Source organism: Nocardioides sp. NPDC127503 (assembly GCF_040302165.1).
Lineage (GTDB): Bacteria > Actinomycetota > Actinomycetes > Propionibacteriales > Nocardioidaceae > Nocardioides.
On the sequence record NZ_JBEORH010000011.1, the window covers coordinates 131,617 to 149,275 of the forward strand.

Annotated in this window: 19 protein-coding genes; 9 read left to right on the forward strand and 10 right to left on the reverse strand. The window is 69.8% G+C overall.

Translation table 11 applies throughout. The features are described from left to right. Positions 1-54: 54 nt before the first annotated feature. Positions 55-849 carry an isoprenyl transferase gene (locus ABTW65_RS23435; protein ID WP_350664605.1) on the forward strand — a complete coding sequence of 265 codons (795 nt, stop codon included), beginning with the start codon at positions 55-57 and terminating at the stop codon, positions 847-849. Here the strand turns inward: ABTW65_RS23435 and ABTW65_RS23440 are convergent. The 8 genes from ABTW65_RS23440 to bioB form a co-directional block, all read right to left on the reverse strand. Next, entirely contained in the window at positions 846-1,253 is a 408-nt protein-coding gene (locus ABTW65_RS23440) for a Fur family transcriptional regulator (RefSeq protein WP_350664607.1), read from the reverse strand. The genes ABTW65_RS23435 and ABTW65_RS23440 overlap by 4 nt on opposite strands. After that, complete coding sequence (locus tag ABTW65_RS23445) at positions 1,240-2,259, reverse strand: metal ABC transporter permease (protein ID WP_350664609.1); 1,020 nt, start codon at positions 2,257-2,259, stop codon at positions 1,240-1,242. Before ABTW65_RS23445 ends, ABTW65_RS23440 begins: the two co-directional genes overlap by 14 nt. Next, positions 2,260-3,078, reverse strand: coding sequence for a metal ABC transporter ATP-binding protein (locus tag ABTW65_RS23450; RefSeq protein WP_350664611.1), 819 nt, complete (start codon positions 3,076-3,078; stop codon positions 2,260-2,262). It abuts the gene before it with no gap. Beyond that, a complete protein-coding gene (locus ABTW65_RS23455) occupies positions 3,075-4,031 on the reverse strand; it encodes a metal ABC transporter substrate-binding protein (protein WP_350664612.1) in 957 nt (318 codons plus the stop codon). Before ABTW65_RS23455 ends, ABTW65_RS23450 begins: the two co-directional genes overlap by 4 nt. Positions 4,032-4,042: 11 nt before the next feature. After that, the gene (gene bioD, locus ABTW65_RS23460) at positions 4,043-4,735 is read right to left on the reverse strand and encodes a dethiobiotin synthase (protein ID WP_350664613.1); all 693 of its coding nucleotides are present in this window, start codon (positions 4,733-4,735) and stop codon (positions 4,043-4,045) included. Positions 4,736-4,805: 70 nt separating this feature from the next. Further along, positions 4,806-5,924, reverse strand: a complete 1,119-nt coding sequence (locus ABTW65_RS23465) for an 8-amino-7-oxononanoate synthase (protein WP_350664615.1) — start codon at positions 5,922-5,924, stop codon at positions 4,806-4,808. A 1-nt stretch (position 5,925) separates the two neighbouring features. Continuing rightward, positions 5,926-7,233 (reverse strand): adenosylmethionine--8-amino-7-oxononanoate transaminase, encoded by a 1,308-nt coding sequence (gene bioA / locus ABTW65_RS23470; RefSeq protein WP_350664616.1) that lies wholly within the window; start codon positions 7,231-7,233, stop codon positions 5,926-5,928. Further along, positions 7,226-8,398 (reverse strand): biotin synthase BioB, encoded by a 1,173-nt coding sequence (gene bioB, locus ABTW65_RS23475; RefSeq protein WP_350664618.1) that lies wholly within the window; start codon positions 8,396-8,398, stop codon positions 7,226-7,228. The genes bioA and bioB overlap by 8 nt, the downstream gene beginning before the upstream one ends. A 118-nt stretch (positions 8,399-8,516) precedes the next feature. Here bioB and ABTW65_RS23480 point away from each other — a divergent pair, with 118 nt between their 5' ends. From ABTW65_RS23480 to ABTW65_RS23495, 4 genes are all read left to right on the forward strand, one after another. Further along, complete coding sequence (locus ABTW65_RS23480; protein WP_350664620.1) at positions 8,517-9,752, forward strand: alpha/beta fold hydrolase; 1,236 nt, start codon at positions 8,517-8,519, stop codon at positions 9,750-9,752. Between the two features lie 54 nt (positions 9,753-9,806). Continuing rightward, entirely contained in the window at positions 9,807-10,385 is a 579-nt protein-coding gene (locus ABTW65_RS23485; protein ID WP_350664623.1) for a GNAT family N-acetyltransferase, read from the forward strand. Positions 10,386-10,472: 87 nt separating this feature from the next. Next, entirely contained in the window at positions 10,473-10,937 is a 465-nt protein-coding gene (locus ABTW65_RS23490; RefSeq protein WP_350664625.1) for a hypothetical protein, read from the forward strand. A 25-nt stretch (positions 10,938-10,962) separates the two neighbouring features. Beyond that, complete coding sequence (locus ABTW65_RS23495) at positions 10,963-11,508, forward strand: GrpB family protein (RefSeq protein WP_350664627.1); 546 nt, start codon at positions 10,963-10,965, stop codon at positions 11,506-11,508. A 19-nt stretch (positions 11,509-11,527) separates the two neighbouring features. On the opposite strand, the gene ABTW65_RS23500 is transcribed toward ABTW65_RS23495, so the two are convergent. Together ABTW65_RS23500 and ABTW65_RS23505 are read right to left on the reverse strand one after the other, a co-directional pair. Beyond that, positions 11,528-11,860, reverse strand: coding sequence for a hypothetical protein (locus ABTW65_RS23500; protein ID WP_350664629.1), 333 nt, complete (start codon positions 11,858-11,860; stop codon positions 11,528-11,530). Between the two features lie 56 nt (positions 11,861-11,916). Next, a complete protein-coding gene (locus ABTW65_RS23505; protein ID WP_350664631.1) occupies positions 11,917-12,780 on the reverse strand; it encodes an SCO6745 family protein in 864 nt (287 codons plus the stop codon). A gap of 158 nt (positions 12,781-12,938) precedes the next feature. Between ABTW65_RS23505 and ABTW65_RS23510 the strand changes: the two genes are divergently transcribed. The 4 genes from ABTW65_RS23510 (at position 12,939) to ABTW65_RS23525 (ending at position 17,427) form a co-directional block, all read left to right on the forward strand. Then, positions 12,939-14,339, forward strand: a complete 1,401-nt coding sequence (locus ABTW65_RS23510; protein WP_350664633.1) for a glycine--tRNA ligase — start codon at positions 12,939-12,941, stop codon at positions 14,337-14,339. Between the two features lie 81 nt (positions 14,340-14,420). Then, positions 14,421-15,110: a hypothetical protein gene (locus ABTW65_RS23515; RefSeq protein ID WP_350664636.1), complete on the forward strand. Its 690-nt coding sequence runs from the start codon at positions 14,421-14,423 to the stop codon at positions 15,108-15,110. A 38-nt stretch (positions 15,111-15,148) separates the two neighbouring features. After that, on the forward strand, positions 15,149-16,285 hold the full coding sequence (gene dusB, locus ABTW65_RS23520) for a tRNA dihydrouridine synthase DusB (RefSeq protein WP_350664638.1): 1,137 nt from the start codon (positions 15,149-15,151) through the stop codon (positions 16,283-16,285). A 236-nt stretch (positions 16,286-16,521) separates the two neighbouring features. Continuing rightward, complete coding sequence (locus ABTW65_RS23525) at positions 16,522-17,427, forward strand: VldE C-terminal domain-containing protein (protein WP_350664640.1); 906 nt, start codon at positions 16,522-16,524, stop codon at positions 17,425-17,427. The last annotated feature ends 232 nt before the right edge of the window (positions 17,428-17,659 follow it).

Consider the following 17,659-nt stretch of genomic DNA (forward strand, 5'->3'; position numbering starts at 1 on the left):
CCCGGCCGCAGCCTCCCGGGCCGCAGCCGCCTCCTGGCTATCGCCCGACTAGGGTTGCACCTCGTGAGCAAGCCGGTCCGTACCCCAACACCCCACCCGTCCGGGGCTACCCCGCCCCCGGTCCCCAAGGACCTCGTCCCGCACCACGTGGCGATCATCATGGACGGCAACGGCCGATGGGCCAAGGAGCGTGGCCTCCCCCGGACCAAGGGCCACGAAGAGGGTGAGTCCTCGCTCTTCGACGTCGTCGAAGGAGCCATCGAGATCGGCGTGAAGGCCATCTCGGCCTACGCGTTCTCCACCGAGAACTGGTCGCGCTCGCCGGACGAGGTGAAGTTCCTGATGGGCTTCAACCGCGACGTCATCCGCCGCCGCCGCGACGAGATGAACGAGCTCGGGGTCCGGGTGCGCTGGGCCGGCCGAGCGCCGCGGCTGTGGAAGTCCGTCATCAACGAGCTCAAGATCGCCGAGGAGATGACGAAGGACAACACCGTCTGCACGCTGACGATGTGCGTCAACTACGGCGGCCGCGCCGAGCTCACCGACGCCGTGCGGCGGATGGGGGAGGACGTACGCGCCGGCAAGCTGCGTCCGGAGAAGATCACCGAGAAGACCTTCGAGCGCTACCTCTACGTCCCTGACCTCCCCGACGCCGACCTCATCTGGCGCACCTCCGGTGAGCAGCGGCTGTCCAACTACATGCTCTGGCAGGCCGCCTACTCCGAGTTCGTCTTCACCGACGTGCTGTGGCCCGACGTCGACCGCCGCCACCTGTGGCACGCCATCGAGACGTACGCCTCCCGGGACCGCCGCTACGGCGGCGCGCTGCCGAACCCGGTTCAGCTCTAGCGGCAGTCGGTGCAGGTGCCGAAGATCTCCAGGGTGTGGGAGACGTCGGTGAAGCCGTTCTCCTCGGCCATGGTCTTGGTCCAGCGCTCGACGGCGGGGCCCTCGACCTCGACGGTCCGGCCGCACTGACGGCAGACCAGGTGATGGTGGTGGGTGTCGGAGCAGCGTCGGTAGATCGTCTCGCCGTCCTCGGAGCGCATCGCGTCGACCGCGCCGGCCTCGGCCAGCGCGGTCAGCGTGCGGTAGACCGTGGCCAGGCCTACGGCACCGTCGAGGCGGGAGTGGATCTCCTGGGCGGAGTGGAAGCCGTCGTACGTCCGTAGCGCCTCGGCCACGGCCAGCCGCTGCTTGGTGGGGCGCAGGGCTCCGGAAGTTTCGGCCGCCAGAGGATCAGTGCTCGTCATAGTGCTCTCCCTCCGCGCCGACGTGCGCCGCGTGCCGGTGGCCGTCGTGGATGTAGTCGACGTGGTCGCCGTGCTCGACCGCGACGTGGCCGCACTTCTCGCCGTGGTGGTGCGGGTGCGCCTCGCCGACAGGCTTCTCCACGGGTGCGGTCTCCGGGAACGGTGCCACGAGGGCTCGCCGGCGCCGCAGCCAGGCGCCGATCGGCCAGACCAGGAAGAACCCGGCCAGTGCGACCAGCACGATGCTGGGGCCAGGCTGGACGTTGGCGCCGGTGCGGGAGAGCGCGGCCGCCAGCCCGAGGCCGCCGACCGAGGCGACCAGGCCGGCGCCCATCGCGCCGAGCAGCGTCATCCGGAACGACCGGGTCAGCTGCTGCACGATCGCGACCGGTACGACCATGAGAGCGGAGACGAGCAGCAGCCCGACGGTGCGCATCGCGATCACCACGCTCAGGGCGGCGAGCACGGCGACGAGGATCGAGTAGAACCGCACAGGCAGTCCGGCGACCTTGGCGTAGTCGGCGTCCTGGGAGACCGCGAACAGCTGAGGCGAGAGGCCGACGCAGATCACGATCAGCACGACCGCGAGGGCCATCGTCACGAGCAGGTCGTCGACCGAGATCGTCAGGATCGAGCCGAAGAGGAACTCCTGGAGCCGGGAGGCGCCGGTGCCGGCGAGCCCGGTGACGAAGACGCCACCGGCGAGCCCGCCGTAGAAGAGCATCGCCAGCGCGACGTCGCCCTCGGCGTGGCCGCGCTCGCGGACGATCTCGATGACCACGGCCCCGGCGATGGCCACGACCACCGCGGCCCAGGTCGGCGAGGTCTGGGTCCACAGGCCGATCGCGACGCCGGTGACGGCGACGTGACCGATGCCGTCACCCATCAGCGCCAGGCGTCGTTGCACGATGTAGGTGCCGACCGCAGGCGCCGCGATCCCGACGAGGAACGCCGCGATCAGGGCCCGTTGCATGAACGGCACCGAGAAGAGCTCGAGGAGAGTCACTTAGAGCTCCTTCAGCGGGGTCGGGACGGCGGGGTTGGGCTTGGGAGTCGAGGCGTCGTCGCAGTGGACGTGCCCGGCGTCGAAGCCCTGGGCGTGGACGTCGGCGTCGGAGAGAGGCGGTCCGTCGTAGGCCTTGCGCCCGTCGCGCATGACGACTGCGCGGTCGACGAGCGGAGCCAGCGGCCCGAGCTCGTGGGCGACCAGCACGATGGTGGCGCCGTCGTCCTTGAGACGGCCGAGGGCTCCGGCCAGCGCGTGCTGGTTGGGCAGGTCGACGCCGGCGGTGGGCTCGTCGAGCAGCAGCAGCTCGGGACGGCCGGCGAGCGCTCGCGCGATCAGCACCCGCTGGTGCTGACCGCCGGAGAGCTGGGCGACCCCGCGATGGGCGTACGCATCCATCCCGACCACCTCGAGCGCCGCCCGGATCGCGGCCCGGTCGGCGCTGCGCAGCGGCCGCAGCAGCTTGCGGTGGGTGAGCCGGCCGGAGGCGACGACCTCCCAGACAGAAGCGGGTACGCCGCCGGTGGCTGTGCTTCGCTGCGGCACGTAGCCGACCCGCGACCAGTCGTGGAAGCCGGCCAGCGGACGGCCGAACAGCTCCAGGCGACCGGCCGAGAGCGGGTTGAGGCCGACCAGGGTGCGTACGAGCGTCGACTTTCCGGAGCCGTTGGCACCCATCAGCGCGACGAACTCACCGCGCTTGACGGTCAGATCCACCTCGCGCAGGACGGGACGTCCGGACAGGGCGACATCCCCGTGCAGGAGCTGCACGGGGACATCGGCGGGGACCGTGCTGTTTCCGGTCCCTGATTTGCTCACTGACAACCGTTGGCCGCCTTCAGGGCGTCGAGGTTCTGGCGCATGAGGGAAAGGTAGTCCTCTCCCTCGGTGTCTGCCGAGAGGCCCTCGATCGGGTCGAGCACGGCGGTCTTGAGACCGAGGTCGTCGGCGAGGGTGTCGGCGAGCGCGGTGCTGACCAGACGCTCGGAGAAGATCGTGGTCACGCCGTGCTCCTTGGCGTGCTCGCCGATCTCGGCGAGCTGAGCCGGGTTGGGCTCGGCGTCGGGGGTCAGGCCGGCGATCGACTCGAACTCCAGGCCGTACTTGTCCAGGTAGCCGAAGGCGTCGTGGGAGACGACGACGTCTTTGATCTTGCACTGCGCCAAGCCGGTCTTGAACTCCTCGTCGACTCCTGTGAGGTTCTCGGTCAGCGACTTGGCGTTGGCCTCGTAGGTCTCGGCGTTGTCGGGGTCGGCCTTCACCAGAGCGTCGCGTACGCCCTCGGCGTACTGCGCCATCAGCAGCGGGTCGTGCCAGAAGTGAGGGTCGGACTCGCCGTGGGCGTGCTCGTCCTCCTCGCCCTCGGCGTGCTCATCCTCGTGGCCCTCCTCGGCCTTGCGGAGCTCGACGACCTTCTCGACATCGACGACCTCACCCTTGACGTCCTGCTCGACCGCGTCGTCGACGGCGGGCTGGAAGCCGTGCTCGGTGAGGATCAGGTCGGCGCTCTGCAGCGCGGCGGTCTGGTTGATGCTGAGCTCGAGGTCGTGCGGCTCGACGCCCGGCTTGGTGAGGGGAGTGACCTCGGCGAGGTCGCCCGCTACCCGCTCCGCGACGAACTCCAGCGGGTAGAACGCGGCTGCGATCTGCACCTTCCCCGAGTCGGATCCGGAGGCGGAGGAACCGGAGTCGTCGGAGAGGGCGGCACAGCCCGAGGTGAGCAGGAGTGCGCCGACGGCAAGGAGGCCAACGGAGCGGGTAGTGGGGGTCATGAGAACCATTCTCAGGCTAGTTGAGAATGGTTGTCAATTCCTTCCGGGATGCCGAACAGCAGGGGTACGCCGGTCACGCGGGGGAGGTCGAGGCGGTTGCACCTCTCTGCCAACCCTGGATCGCCCGGCCAGGAGCCGATGATCAGTCCGTCGGGCTCGTGCCCGCGTGCGCGCAGCGCGGCCACGGTCAGCTCGGTGTGGTTGAGGGTGCCCAGGCCGGCCGCGGTGACGACGACGAACGAGGTGGGTACGCCCTCGGCGAGGAGGGCGTCGGCCAGGTCCAGGAGCGTGCCGCCGTCGGTGTCCAGACGCACCAGCAGACCACCTGCACCTTCGACGAGGACGAGGTCGTTCTCGCTGGTCAGCGCCGAGATCGTCGGAGCGTAGGCCACGACCGCCGGGATCTCCACCCCGGCACGCCGGGCCGCGGTGTCTGGCGCGAGCGGCTCCTCCAGGCTGGTGAGCTCGTGGACCTCGATCCCGGTCAGCCGGTGGATCTCGGCGGCGTCGCAGTCGCCGTCGGCGGTCCCGGTCTGCACCGGCTTCACGACCGCGACCTTCTCGCCGTCCGTGCGCGCCCGGGCGGCCAGCGTCGCCGTCGCGACGGTCTTGCCGACGCCTGTGTTGGTGCCGGTGACGATCAGCACCTTCCCGGTCATGCCGCGCCCCGGGATGCTGACCGAGGTGCCTCGGTGTCGGGGCACTTCCTTCGCGGAGTTCCGCGAAGGATGTGAGCGCTGACCGAGTTACCTCGGTGAACATTCAGCAGCCCGCTCACCTGACTTCACCCACGATCGTGTCGATGGCCTTGGCGGCCCGGTTCCATTCCTCGTCGGTGACACCCGCTCCGGCGGTGACCCGCAGCCGGGAGACCCCGTCGGGGACCGACGGTGGGCGGAAGCAGCCGACGCGTACGCCCTCGCTGAGCAGGTCCGCCTGGGCGGAGACTGCCGCCTCGGGGGACGGCATCGGGACCGACAGAACCGCGCCGGCGGGGGCCGGGACCCCGAGGGTTCGGGCCAGCTCAGTGACGCGAGCGCGGATGGTGTCGGCGAGGTCCGGGCGAGCACGCGAAATCCGCACGGCGGCCAAGGCCGCGGCGGCGGAGGCGGGGGCCAGGCCGGTGTCGAAGATGAACGGACGGGCGGTGTTGACCAGGTGGTCGAGAACCGTTCGCGGACCCAGTACGGCTCCGCCCTGACTGCCCAGGCTCTTGGAGAGCGTCGCGGTGACCAGCACCTCGGGCCGCCCGGCCAGACCGTGACGGTGGACCAGTCCCGGCCCGTGCACGCCGACGCCGTGGGCCTCGTCGACGACGAGCAGCGCGCCGTGCGCAGCGCAGACCTCCGCCAGTTGCGTCAGCGGCGCCTCGTCGCCGAGGACGGAGTAGACGGACTCGGCCAGCACCAGGCTGCGTACGCCTGGACGTGCCGCGAGCGCGGCCCGGACCGCCGCCACGTCGTTGTGGGGCACGACCGTCAGCTGGGCCCGGGAGAGCCGTACGGCGTCGATCAGCGAGGCATGGATGTGCGCGTCCGAGACGACGTGGGCGGTCCGGTCGGCCAGCGCGCTGACGACCGAGAGGTTGGCGTGGTAGCCGGTGGAGAAGGTCAGTGCGCCCGGCTGCCCGAGCCAGTCGGCGAGCTCGGCCTCCAGGTCGCCGTGGAGGGTCAAGGTGCCGGTGACCAGCCGGGACGCACCCGCGCCGCCGCCCCAGAGCATGGCCGCGTCGGCCGCGGCGCGGCGTACGTCCGGGTGACCGGACAGGCCCAGGTAGTCGTTGCCGGCCAGGTCTACGACGCCGTCATCGGGTCCGCGCGGCCGCAGCCGCCGGGTCAGCCCGGCCGCCTCACGTCCGGAGGCCGCCTCCTCGAGCCAGGTCTGCCACCCCATGTCAGGCCACCTCCGCGGCCGCGGCGACGGCCCGGCAGATGCGGGCGAGGTCGTCCTCGCCGGTGATGTAGGGAGGCATCGTGTAGATCAGGTCGCGGAACGGCCGGATCCAGACGCCCTCCCGCAGCGCGGCGTCGGTGGCTTTGGCGACATCGACCGGATGGTCGAGCTGGACCACGCCGACGGCGCCGAGGACGCGGACCTGGCTGACACCCGGAGCAGCGGCCAGCGGGGAGAGGCCCGTCGAGAGGGCGGCGGAGACCCGCGACACGTCCTGCTCCCAGCCGCGGGCGGTCAGCAGGTCGAGCGAGGCCAGCGCGACCGCGCAGGCGAGCGGGTTGCCCATGAAGGTCGGTCCGTGCATGAGTACGCCGGACTCGCTCCGGGAGATCGCGTGCGCGACCTCGGTGGTGGTCAGCACGGCGGCCAGGGTCATGTAGCCGCCGGTGAGCGCCTTGCCGAGACAGAGGATGTCGGGGGTGACCAGCGAGGACACGAAGAGGTCGCCGGTGCGGCCGAAGCCGGTGGCGATCTCGTCGAAGATCAGCACCAGACCGTGCTCGTCGGCGATCTCGCGGAGCACGACCAGGCAGCGGTCGTCGTAGACCCACATCCCGCCAGCGCCCTGGAGCCGCGGCTCGAGGATGATCCCGGCCAGCTCGTCGGCGTGCTCGGCCGCCAGGCGGCGTACGCCCTCGGCCCACGCCTCCACGTCCCCACCCGGCGCCGGCGGGCGCTCGGCGAAGACCTGCGGCGCGAGCATCTCGCTGAACATCGAGTGCATCCCGCCGACCGGGTCGCACGTGCTCATGCACCCGAAGGTGTCGCCGTGGTAGCCGCCGCGCACGGTCAGCAGCCGCGTACGCTCCGGCCGCCCGCGTCCGCGCTGGCTCTGCAGCGCCATCTTGATCGCCACCTCGACGCTGACCGACCCGGAGTCGGCGAGGAAGACGTGCTGCAGCGGGTCCGGGGTGATCGAGACGAGCCGCTCGGCGAGGTCGATCGCCGGGGCATGGGTCAGGCCGCCGAACATCACGTGCGCCATCCGGCCGGCCTGCTCGGCGAGTGCGGCGTCCAGCTCCGGCGCCCGGTAGCCGTGGATCGCCGACCACCACGACGACATCGCGTCGACGACCTCGAGGCGCTCGCCGCCGTCGTCGAGATGAAGGCGTACACCCTCGGCGCCGGTGACGAGGCGTACCGGCGCCGGGTCCGTCATCGAGGTGTAGGGGTGCCAGAGGTGCTCGCGGTCGAAGGCGAGCAGATCGCGGGCCCGGTCGGCGCCCCGATCAACGCCCCTATCAAGCATTGGCAGCGACATCGGTCCCCGCTCCGCGGCGCCGGATCACCGGGCCGTCCTGCTCGTCGTGACCGCCGCAGGCCCCGCCGGAGGCAGAGCCGCAGGCATCGCCGCAGCTGCTGCCACAACCACCTGCGACGCGACCGGCGGCCTTGGCGCGATGTTCCTCGATCAGCTCGTCGAAGGCGCTCTTGTCCATGCCGAGGATGATGAAGCCGTTGTCGCGCAGCATCTCCAGGTCGGCCAGCGCGTCCTGCCCCTCCGAGGTCAGGTAGTCGCCGAGGAAGATCGAGTTGGCGACGTGGAGCGCGGTGGCCTGCAGCGAGCGCAGGTGCATCTCGCGGCCGGCGGCGATCCGGATTTCCGTGTCGGGGCAGACGAAGCGCGCCATCGCCAGGATCTTCACGCACCGGGCGGGGGAGAGCTCCCAGGTGTTCTCGTACGGCGTCCCGTCGAACGGCATCAGGAAGTTCACCGGGATCGAGTCGGCGTCGAGCTCCTTGAGTGCGAAGAGGGCCTCGACGAGCTGCTCGTCGGTCTCGCCCAGCCCCGCGATCAGGCCGGAGCACGGCGAGAGGCCGGCCTCCTTGGCCTTGCCGATCGTGTCGATGCGGTCGTCGTAGGTGTGGGTCTGGACGATGTTGTCGTGGTTGGACTCGGCGGTGTTGATGTTGTGGTTGTACGCATCCACCCCGGCCGCCTTGAGCCGCTCGGCCTGCCCGCCCTTGAGCAGCCCGAGGCAGGCGCAGACCTCGACGCCCTCGTGTGCATCCTTCAGCGCGGAGGTCATCTCGACGACCTTGTCGATGTCGCGGTCGGAGGGTCCGCGGCCCGAGGAGACCATGCAGACGCGGGTGGCGCCACCGCGCAGCCCGGCGCCCGCCTGCTCGAGGGTCTCGTCCTTGGAGAGCCAGGAGTACTTCAGGACCGGTGCCTGCGAGCCGAGCGCCTGGCTGCAGTAGTTGCAGTTCTCCGGGCACAGGCCGGACTTCAGGTTGACCAGGTAGTTCACCTTCACGGTATTGCCGAAGTGCTCGCGCCGCAGTCGCCCTGCTGCGGCGACGACACTCATCAGCTCCGAGTCGGGCGTACGCAGCACGGCCACTGCGTCCTCCGTCGTGGCGGCCCCGCCGGACAGGATCCGGTCGGCTAGCTGGTCGAAGGCTGTCGTCATGCGGGAGTCTCCTCGGGATGGCTACCTGAACAACGTTCAGTTGAACGGTGTTCAGGTTAGGTTCTGTTGGCCCATACCGCAACGCCGCCGTCCATCCGAGCGGCATTAGGATCGGCTCGTGCGCATCGATACGATCCCCGGCCTGGTCCTGATCGAGCACGAGATCGAGGTGCCGCTGGACCATCTCGGCGGCGGGCCGGAGACGCTGACCGTGTTCGCCCGCGAGGTGCGTCGTCCGGGCGATCGCGACGACCGCGAGGCGCTGCTCTTCCTCCAGGGCGGCCCGGGCGGAGAGAGCCCGCGCCCGATCGACCTCCCGATGGCGCCGGGATGGCTGGAGCGGGCACTCGAGGACTATCGGCTGATCCTCCTCGACCAGCGCGGGACCGGGCGGTCGACGCCGCTCACCGCGATGACCGGGATGAGCCCGCAGGAGCAGGCCGACTACCTGGCCCACTTCCGCGCCGACTCGATCGTCGAGGACGCGGAGCTGCTCCGCGCCCACCTGGGCATCTCGCGCTGGTCGCTCCTGGGTCAGTCCTTCGGCGGCTTCTGCTCGCTGCGCTACCTCTCGACCCATCCGGAGTCGCTGCGCGAGGTGATGTTCACCGGGGGAGTGCCGCCGGTCGGCCTGCCCGTCGACGAGATCTACGCTGCGACCTTCGCTCGCACGATCGAGCTCACAGAGCGTCACTACGCCCGATTCCCCGGCGACCGTGAGCGGATGCGGGCGCTGGTCGAGCGCTGCGACGCCGGCGAGATCCGGCTCCCGCACGGCGGCCTGCTCTCCGCCCGCCAGGCGCGCTGCATCGGCAACCGGCTCGGGATGACCGGCGGCTCCGAGCAGATCCACTACCTCCTCGAGCGCGACCCGGCCGGGCTCGGCTTCGGTCACGAGGTCGCGTCGCTGCTGCCTTTCAGCGGACACTCGCCGCTCTACGTACTCGTCCACGAGGCCTGCTACGCCGATGCCCAGGCCACGCGCTGGGCCTCCGCGCGCGTCCAGCCCGCGGCGTATGAGGATCCGACTCTCTTCACCGCCGAGCACCTCTTCCCATGGCACCTGACCGAGGACCCGCTGCTGGCTCCCTTCGCCGAGGCCGCGGACCTGCTGGCCGAGCGCGAGTGGCCGAGCCTCTACGACCCGTCGGTGCTGGCGTCCGTCGACGTCCCGTGTGCCGCGGCGGTCTACTACGACGACCCGTACGTCCTGCGCGAGCACTCCCTCGCCACCGCCGAGCTGGTCCCGACCCTGCGTCCGTGGATCACCAACGCCCACCTTCACAACGGCGTCCAGGTCGCCCCCGAGGAGGTCCTGGACCGCCTCATCAGCATGGTCCGCGGGCGCGTCTGACGGCGCTGGAGAAACCCGTTGGCGGCGGTGATGCGGCTGTGAAACGGTCCGTCCATGGAGATCCGAGCTGCCCTCGCTGCCGACCAGTCTGAGATCGAGGCCGTTGCCGCGGGCGCCTTCGAGGAGGAGACCGACGGGCGGATCGTGCGGCTGTTGCGTGCCTTGGCCGACTCCGGTGCGCTGCGGGTGAGCCTGGTCGCGGTCGCGGAGGGCGAGATCGTGGGCCATGTCGCGTTGTCATGCTCATGGGTGGACGCGCGCGAGCGACTCGTCGACGTGCTCGTGCTGAGCCCGCTCTCGGTGCGCCCGGACAGTCAGCGGGCCGGGATCGGCACCGCGCTGATCGCTGCGGCGCTCGCCGAGGCGGAGCGTCTCGGAGCTCCGGCGGTCTTCCTCGAGGGAGGGTGGGACTACTACGGCTCCCGCGGCTTCTCGGCCGCGACGCCGCTCGGTTTCACCGCCCCCTCGTCCCGCATTCCGCTGCCGGCGTTCCAGGTGGCCAGGCTTTCGGCGTACGAGGCCTGGATGACGGGCGCTTTCGTCTACTGCGATGCATTCTGGGCGCATGACGCCGTCGGTCTTCGCGACCCGCTCCTCGCGCAGGTCGAGGCGCACTCCGGCCACGCTGGTTGACCACGGACCCGGTTGACCAACGCTCGGTTCGTCAACGAAGGGCCAACATCTGTGGGCGCCCGCGGCGGTGCCGGGCATCATGAGCGCATGAGTCTGCCCGTGATCGCCGTTCGCACCGCCTCCTTCGTCGTCACCATGGCGCTCGTCGGGCTCGCCTACCCGGTGGTCGCCGGGTTGGTCTATGTCGGTCTTCTGGTCGCGTCCGCGACCGGCGGCCAGGGGATGGGCGGACCGCTCGCGGGACCGGTACTCGTACTTCTCGGTGCTGCCGTCGGAGCGCTCTGCGTGGCCATCGCCGCGCCCGCGGCGCTCGCTGCGCGGGTCGTGGGTGGCCTGAAGGGAGCCCTGGCCGGCTCCGCGACCCTCGTGTTCCTCGCCGCCGGAGCCACCTGGCTGGCCTGGCTCCTCTTCGACCTGTCCGGGAGCCCCGCGGTCACCGCCTCGCTCCTGGTCGTCGCCGCGACCCCTGCGGCGCTCGTCCTCGCGCTCTCCGACGCCGTCGCCGGGTTCGTCGCCGGCCTGCGTCTTCGGCCTTCTGCCGTCGAGGCCTGAGTCGACCTGAGAGACTCTGGTTCCTGTGAGCATCGAGGTAGTGGCGTACGACCCGTCATGGCAGGACCGGTTCGAGAAGGTTGCCGCGGTGCTGAGCGGCGCGCTGGCCGACGGCCCGGCGGCGAGCGTCGAGCACGTCGGCTCGACCTCGGTCCCGGGACTTGCGGCCAAGCCCATCCTCGACATCGACGTGATCGTCGCGCCGGAGGACGTACCCGCTGCGGTCGCTGCGCTCGTACGCATCGGCTACCGCCACCGCGGCGACCTCGGCGTCGCCGGCCGCGAGGCGTTCTTCGCCCCTGATGAGGATCCGAGACGCCACGTCTACGTCTGCGCCGCGGGGACGCTCAACGTACGCAACCACCTCGCCGTCCGCGACGTCCTGCGCCGCCGCGACGATCTTCGAGACGAGTACGCGGCCGTGAAGCTGGCGCTGGCAGCCGAACCGGACATGGACATCGACACCTACATCGCCCGCAAGTCCGATGTCCTGCAGAAGGTCCTCGCTGCCGCCGACCTGACCGACGCCGAGCGCCGCCAGATCCTCTCCCTCAACGACCCGAGCCGCTGATCTCCGTGACCGCCGATGGTCACAGCTGCAGCGCGTACGCCGCCATCCGGTACGCCACGGCGACGCCCTCAGGGTCATGGGACGAGTCGTCCTGGAGGACGGACTCGGCGTGGGCGCGGATGCTCTGCGAGGGATCCTCGGTCAGGAGGTCGCGGCAGAGGCCGTCGACGACGCCTCGGGCGTCGTGCTCGTCGAGGCCTTCGAGGACGTTGCCGAGGTCGAGCAGCATCGCCGCCTCGGAGAAGATCTCCTGGAGGGTCTCCAGGTCGGCCTCGGTGCCCGGGCGCGCTGCAGCCTCCTCAGCCAGGCCGAGGACGGGGCGGAGGCGCGGGTCGAGGTCGGAGGTGCTCATGGGTCGAGTCTGATCCGAGCGAGGCGCGGGCTCAACCGGGTTTCACCCCGGCCAGGTCAGCGGTCGAGATCGTCGAGGTTCAATCCCATCGGCGACTGGCCGGGGATCTCGCCGGAGGCGACCACAGCCTTGGCCAGTGGCCGTAGCAGCGCGATGAGCTCGTCGACCTCGGCCGGCTCCAGGGTCGCGTACGCGGTGGCAGCAAGCGCATCGGTCGTCGACTCGATCCCGGCCTTGGTCTCTCTGCCGGCGTCGGTGAGGGAGTGGCCGTCGTCGGTGACGAGCCCGCGGGAGCGCAGCCCGGAGACGAGGGCGTCCCACTCGGTCTCGTGGATGTTGCGGGAGGTGGCGTAGACCGACGGGGAGGTGCCGTTGGCGAGGGCATGGAAGACGTGCGATTCGCGGCCGCCGATCCCGGCGGAGAGGAGGGTGGCGACGTGGCCGTCGCCGCGGTGTTCCCGCAGCAGCGTCGCCGCGTCCCACAGGAGGGTCAGCGGGTCCTCGGAGACGGGGAGCGAGCGCAACGCGGCGTACAGGGCCCGGCCCTCCGACGGGGCGCCGAGAGCGGCTCGCGAGGCGAGCGAGGCAGCCCGGTCGACGTCATCAGCGAGCGGACCGAGGTGACGGCGGAGCGCGGCGATCGCACCTGTGCGGCGGGCCTCGTGAGCGGCTTCGGGTGGCGCGAAACTCCAGGCGTCAGGAAGCGCCCGGGAGACGTGCGAGAAGGCGAAGTTGTAGAAGACGGCATGGACCACCTCGGCCGGGACGGCCCCCAGCGGAGCGGACCGAGCAGCGAAGTAGCCCATCCAGTAGCCGCGGTAGCCGGCCTCCTTGAGCAGGGCGATCGGCTCGGGTGAGAAGTAACCCACCGCATGGATCGGCTCGAGCAGCTTCCACAGACGACGCGCGTTCGACTCCATGCCGAGCGACGCTATCGGCAGATGCCCGAGCGGCCGAGCGAATTGGCCCAGCGGGCGGCGTACATAACAAGATGACACCGCGGATAGGATTTCCGCAGATCCCCTAGCACCGAGGCCCGGCAGCCGGCCGGGCTCGCAACGAGCAGAGAGCATTCATCGTGGCAAAGCCGCCAGCATCGACCCTTGACCTCGTCGTCTCCCTCGCCAAGCGGCGCGGATTCGTCTTCCCCAGCGGCGAGATCTACGGCGGCACCCGGAGTGCCTGGGACTACGGCCCCCTCGGTGTCGAGCTCAAGGAAAACATCAAGCGCCAGTGGTGGAAGGCGATGGTCCAGCAGCGCGACGACGTCGTCGGCCTCGACTCGAGCATCATCCTGCCGCGCCAGACCTGGGTCGCCTCCGGCCACGTCGAGACCTTCAACGACCCGCTGGTCGAGTGCCAGTCGTGCCACAAGCGCTACCGCTTCGACCACCTCCAGGAGGAGTACGCGGAGAAGAAGGGCATCGACGACCCGGACACGGTCGACCTCAACGAGAGCGTCGCCTGCCCCAACTGCGGCACCCGCGCCGCCTGGACGGAGCCGCGCGAGTTCTCCGGCATGCTCAAGACCCACCTCGGTGTCCTCGAGGACGAGTCGGGCCTCCACTACCTGCGTCCGGAGACCGCGCAGGGCATCTTCGTCAACTTCGCCAACGTGGTCACCTCCACCCGCCAGAAGCCCCCGTTCGGCATCGCCCAGACCGGCAAGAGCTTCCGCAACGAGATCACGCCGGGCAACTTCATCTTCCGCACCCGCGAGTTCGAGCAGATGGAGATGGAGTTCTTCGTCAAGCCGGGCGAGGACGAGGAGTGGCACCAGTACTGGATCGACGAGCGCATGCGGTGGTACACCGGCCTCGGCATCAACCCCGACAACCTGCGCCTCTACGAGCACGCCCAGGAGAAGCTCAGCCACTACTCCAAGCGCACCGTCGACATCGAGTACCGCTTCGGCTTCACCGGTAGCGAGTGGGGCGAGCTCGAGGGCGTCGCCAACCGCACCGACTTCGACCTCGGCACCCACATGAAGCACTCCGGGCAGGACCTGCAGTACTTCGACCAGGCCAACAACGAGCGCTACCTGCCCTACGTCATCGAGCCCGCGGCCGGTCTGACCCGCGCGCTGATGACCTTCCTCGTCGACGCGTACGCCGAGGAGGAGGCGCCCAACGCCAAGGGCGGTGTCGACAAGCGGGTCGTGCTGCGTCTCGACCACCGGGTCGCGCCGGTCAAGATCGCCGTGCTCCCGCTCAGCCGCAACGAGGCGCTCTCGCCGAAGGCGAAGGCGCTCTCCGCCGAGCTGCGCGCCAACTGGGCCGTCGACTTCGACGACTCCCAGTCGATCGGCAAGCGCTACCGCCGCCAGGACGAGATCGGTACGCCGTACTGCGTCACCGTCGACTTCGACACCCTCGAGGACAACGCGGTCACCATCCGCGAGCGCGACACGATGAAGCAGGAGCGCATCCCGCTCGAGGGCGTGAGCCGCTACTTCGCCGAGCGTCTGATCGGCGCCTGAGCAACACTCGTTACCGCGTCGTAAACGTCGCAAAGGGCGTCCTGCCGCATGATTCCAAGACTCGTGCGGCAGGATGTCCCCATGCAACGAGCGGGGTCCGTACTCGCCGCATCCGTCACGGGTGCGGTCATGGTCATGTCAGTGATGGGGTGCAGCGGCACCGCGCCGAGGACGAACGCGCCCAAGCCGTCCGAGAGCGCATCCGCCTCGCCCTCCGCATCGGCCTCGGCGTCGGCATCGCCCTCCGCCGGGGCGCTCACCGAGCCCGGTGCCGACCGCAAGCTCGGGGAGACCGCAACGGTCGAGTGGGCGCCCAAGGAAGGTGTCGACGGCAAGCTCTCGATCACCGTCACCAAGCTCGAGTCGACCTCCTACAAGCAGACCTTCTCCGGGTGGAAGCTCGACGAGGCGACGCTGGCGCGCGCTCCCTACTTCGTACGCGCCACCATCAAGAACGACAGCAAGACCGACCTCGGTGGCTACGACGTGCCGCTGTGGGGTCTCGATGACCAGGGCAGCCTGGTCGAGGCCGCCTCGTTCAAGGAGCCGTTCAAGCCCTGTGACGGCAAGGCGCTCCCCAAGCCGTTCGCGCCCGGCGCCAGCGTCAACGCCTGCCTGGTCATGCTCGTCCCGGATCAGGGCAAGCTCGTCGGCGTGAGCTTCCGGCCCTACGAGGAGTTCGACCCGATCACCTGGGAGAGCGAGCCGACGCCGTACGTCGCGCCCAAGCCCTCCGGCTCCGCCTCCCCGTCTGGCTCCGCGACTCCTTAGATTTCGTACGCTCCAAGGTTGGCCGGACAATAGAGGGCATGTCCCTCCCTGGCCCCCTGAAGCTCGGCAGCCTGACCGTCGACACCCCTGTGGTGCTCGCGCCGATGGCCGGTGTCACCAACGCCGCCTTCCGGCGCCTGTGCGCCGAGCAGGGTGCCGGCCTCTACGTCTGCGAGATGATCACCTCCCGCGGCCTGGTCGAGGGCGACCAGCACACCAAGGACATGCTCGTCTTCGACGAGGCCGAGACCGTACGCAGCGTGCAGCTCTACGGCACCGACCCGGTCTACGTCGGCAAGGCGACCGAGATCCTCTGCGCCGAATACGGGGTGGCGCACGTCGACCTCAACTTCGGCTGCCCGGTGCCGAAGGTGACCCGCAAGGGCGGCGGGGGAGCCCTGCCCTACAAGCGCGGTCTGCTCGGCGAGATCCTGGAGCACGCCGTACGCGCGGCGGAGCCCTATGACGTACCGGTGACGATGAAGACCCGTAAGGGCATCGACGACGCCCACCTGACCTACATGGACGCCGGCCGGATCGCCCAGGAGAGCGGCGCGGCCGCGATCGCGCTGCACGGACGTACGGTCGCCCAGGCCTACTCCGGCACCGCCGACTGGGACGCCATCGCCGAGCTCGCCGCCTCGGTCGACATCCCGGTGCTCGGCAACGGTGACATCTGGGAGGCGGCCGACGCGATCCGGATGGTCGAGGAGACCGGCATCGACGGTGTCGTCATCGGCCGGGGCTGCCTCGGACGCCCGTGGCTCTTCCGCGACCTGGCGGCCGCATTCGCCGGTGAGACGGTCAATGTTCTGCCGAATCTCGGCGAAGTGACCGACATCATGCGGCGCCATGCCGAGCTGCTCTGCGAGCACATGGGGGAGGAGCGCGGCTGCAAGGAGATCCGCAAGCACATCGCGTGGTACCTCAAGGGTTTCAGCGCCGGTGGTGAGCTGCGTCGGACACTCGGCCTGGTGAACAGCCTCCAGGACCTCGACGAGATGCTCGCCAAGCTCGACCGGAACGAGCCTTTCCCCTCGTCACAGCTGGGTGCGCCGCGTGGGCGGCAGGGTGCGCCGCGGGACAAGGTGGTCCTTCCGGAGGGGTGGCTCGACGACGCCGATGGGCGCGGCTGCGGGTTCGCCGAGAACGTGTCGGAGACCTCCGGCGGCTGAGCTTCCAGGCCCGTTCGGACGGGCCTCGCGGGGCGTTTCGAGCCTTCGGAATCAGTCGCTCGACAGGTACAAAACTACGCAAAAACTCGGTAAGGGAATTGGAATACCCCCTCTCGTGTGTGTTGTACTCATTGCCGTGCCGAGCCCCCACCAGCACAACCCTCGACGGTTTTCATCCGTTGAAACCATGGGAACAGCTCTGGCGCAGACCATGTAGTCGAGCAAAGGAATTGCGTGTGGCCGGCAGCCACAGAGGCGACACTCGGGCCGTCCGTAAGACCAAATCCATAGTTGTCAGCGCAGGGGTCGCGGTTCTCGCGACAGGTGCCGCAGTCGGCGCCGGAGCCGCGTTCGCGGAGCCAACCTCCTCCCTGGTCGCCAAGAACGCAGGCGCTTCCCTCTCCTCGACCAAGGCCAACGTGCCGAGCACCCGTGACGACGCGCGCGTCGCCGGGGACCGTCGTGAGACCGTTGTCAGCCGTGACGGAGGCGACCGTGAGTCGGTCTCCTCGGTCGAGACGCTGACCAAGGGTCCCGAGCAGGTCGAGACCGGCACCGCGAAGGCAGTCAAGCGCTGGACCGACGAGACGCTCAACCTCTGGTCCGCCTATGGCAAGCACGCCGCTCAGAACGGTGAGATCGAGGCCGGCGAGCTGGTCTACGCGACCGGCCGCACCGAGTCCGGCCGCGACGAGATCCTCGTCGACGGCGAGGTCGCCTGGGTGACCGCCGGTCACCTCGTCGACGAGAAGCCCGAGGAGACCGGTGTCGCAGCCGGCGTCAGCACCGCCGCGTGCGGTGACCCCTCGGTCGAGAGCGGTCTCGTCTCCGACGCTGTCACGGTCTACCGCGCGGTCTGCAACGCCTTCCCCGAGGTCGAGTCCATGACCGTCGGCGGCTGGGACGGTCACGGTGAGCACTCCTCGGGCAAGGCGCTCGACTTCATGACCGGCGACAAGGCGCTCGGCGACTCGATCGCCGCCTACCTGCAGCAGCACGCTGCGGAGCTCAACCTCTACGACATCATCTGGTACCAGCGGATCTGGACGCCGGTGCGTGCCTCGGAGGGGTGGCGCTACATGGAGGACCGCGGGTCCGCCACCGCCAACCACTACGACCACGTGCACGTCTCGACCAACTGATCCGTCGGTCTCGAAACGCGTTCGGCCCGGGCTCGAAAGAGCCCGGGCCGAACTGCGTTTCAGGCGATCGGCAGATCAACAACTTCGCAAAAGTCTCAGGCCTGCGTTGGGATACCCCCGCAGGTGTGTGCTTGACTCAGGCGCTGTGCCCGGGCTCACGACCCAGCTTCAGCGGAAGTGGCGAAGGGCGTTCTCGGGCGATACCCCCACATTGTCGAGCGAAGGATTGCAC

What these genes read in the sequence shown, in the direction of transcription:
- ABTW65_RS23440 (WP_350664607.1), bottom strand. Translation starts at nt 1,253, where the DNA reads ATGACGAGCACTGATCCTCTGGCGGCCGAAACTTCCGGAGCCCTGCGC.
- ABTW65_RS23455 (WP_350664612.1), bottom strand. Translation starts at nt 4,031, where the DNA reads ATGACCCCCACTACCCGCTCCGTTGGCCTCCTTGCCGTCGGCGCACTC.
- ABTW65_RS23465 (WP_350664615.1), bottom strand. Translation starts at nt 5,924, where the DNA reads ATGGGGTGGCAGACCTGGCTCGAGGAGGCGGCCTCCGGACGTGAGGCG.
- bioA (WP_350664616.1), bottom strand. Translation starts at nt 7,233, where the DNA reads ATGCTTGATAGGGGCGTTGATCGGGGCGCCGACCGGGCCCGCGATCTG.
- bioB (WP_350664618.1), bottom strand. Translation starts at nt 8,398, where the DNA reads ATGACGACAGCCTTCGACCAGCTAGCCGACCGGATCCTGTCCGGCGGG.
- ABTW65_RS23485 (WP_350664623.1), top strand. Translation starts at nt 9,807, where the DNA reads ATGGAGATCCGAGCTGCCCTCGCTGCCGACCAGTCTGAGATCGAGGCC.
- ABTW65_RS23490 (WP_350664625.1), top strand. Translation starts at nt 10,473, where the DNA reads ATGAGTCTGCCCGTGATCGCCGTTCGCACCGCCTCCTTCGTCGTCACC.
- ABTW65_RS23500 (WP_350664629.1), bottom strand. Translation starts at nt 11,860, where the DNA reads ATGAGCACCTCCGACCTCGACCCGCGCCTCCGCCCCGTCCTCGGCCTG.
- ABTW65_RS23505 (WP_350664631.1), bottom strand. Translation starts at nt 12,780, where the DNA reads ATGGAGTCGAACGCGCGTCGTCTGTGGAAGCTGCTCGAGCCGATCCAT.
- ABTW65_RS23515 (WP_350664636.1), top strand. Translation starts at nt 14,421, where the DNA reads ATGCAACGAGCGGGGTCCGTACTCGCCGCATCCGTCACGGGTGCGGTC.
- dusB (WP_350664638.1), top strand. Translation starts at nt 15,149, where the DNA reads ATGTCCCTCCCTGGCCCCCTGAAGCTCGGCAGCCTGACCGTCGACACC.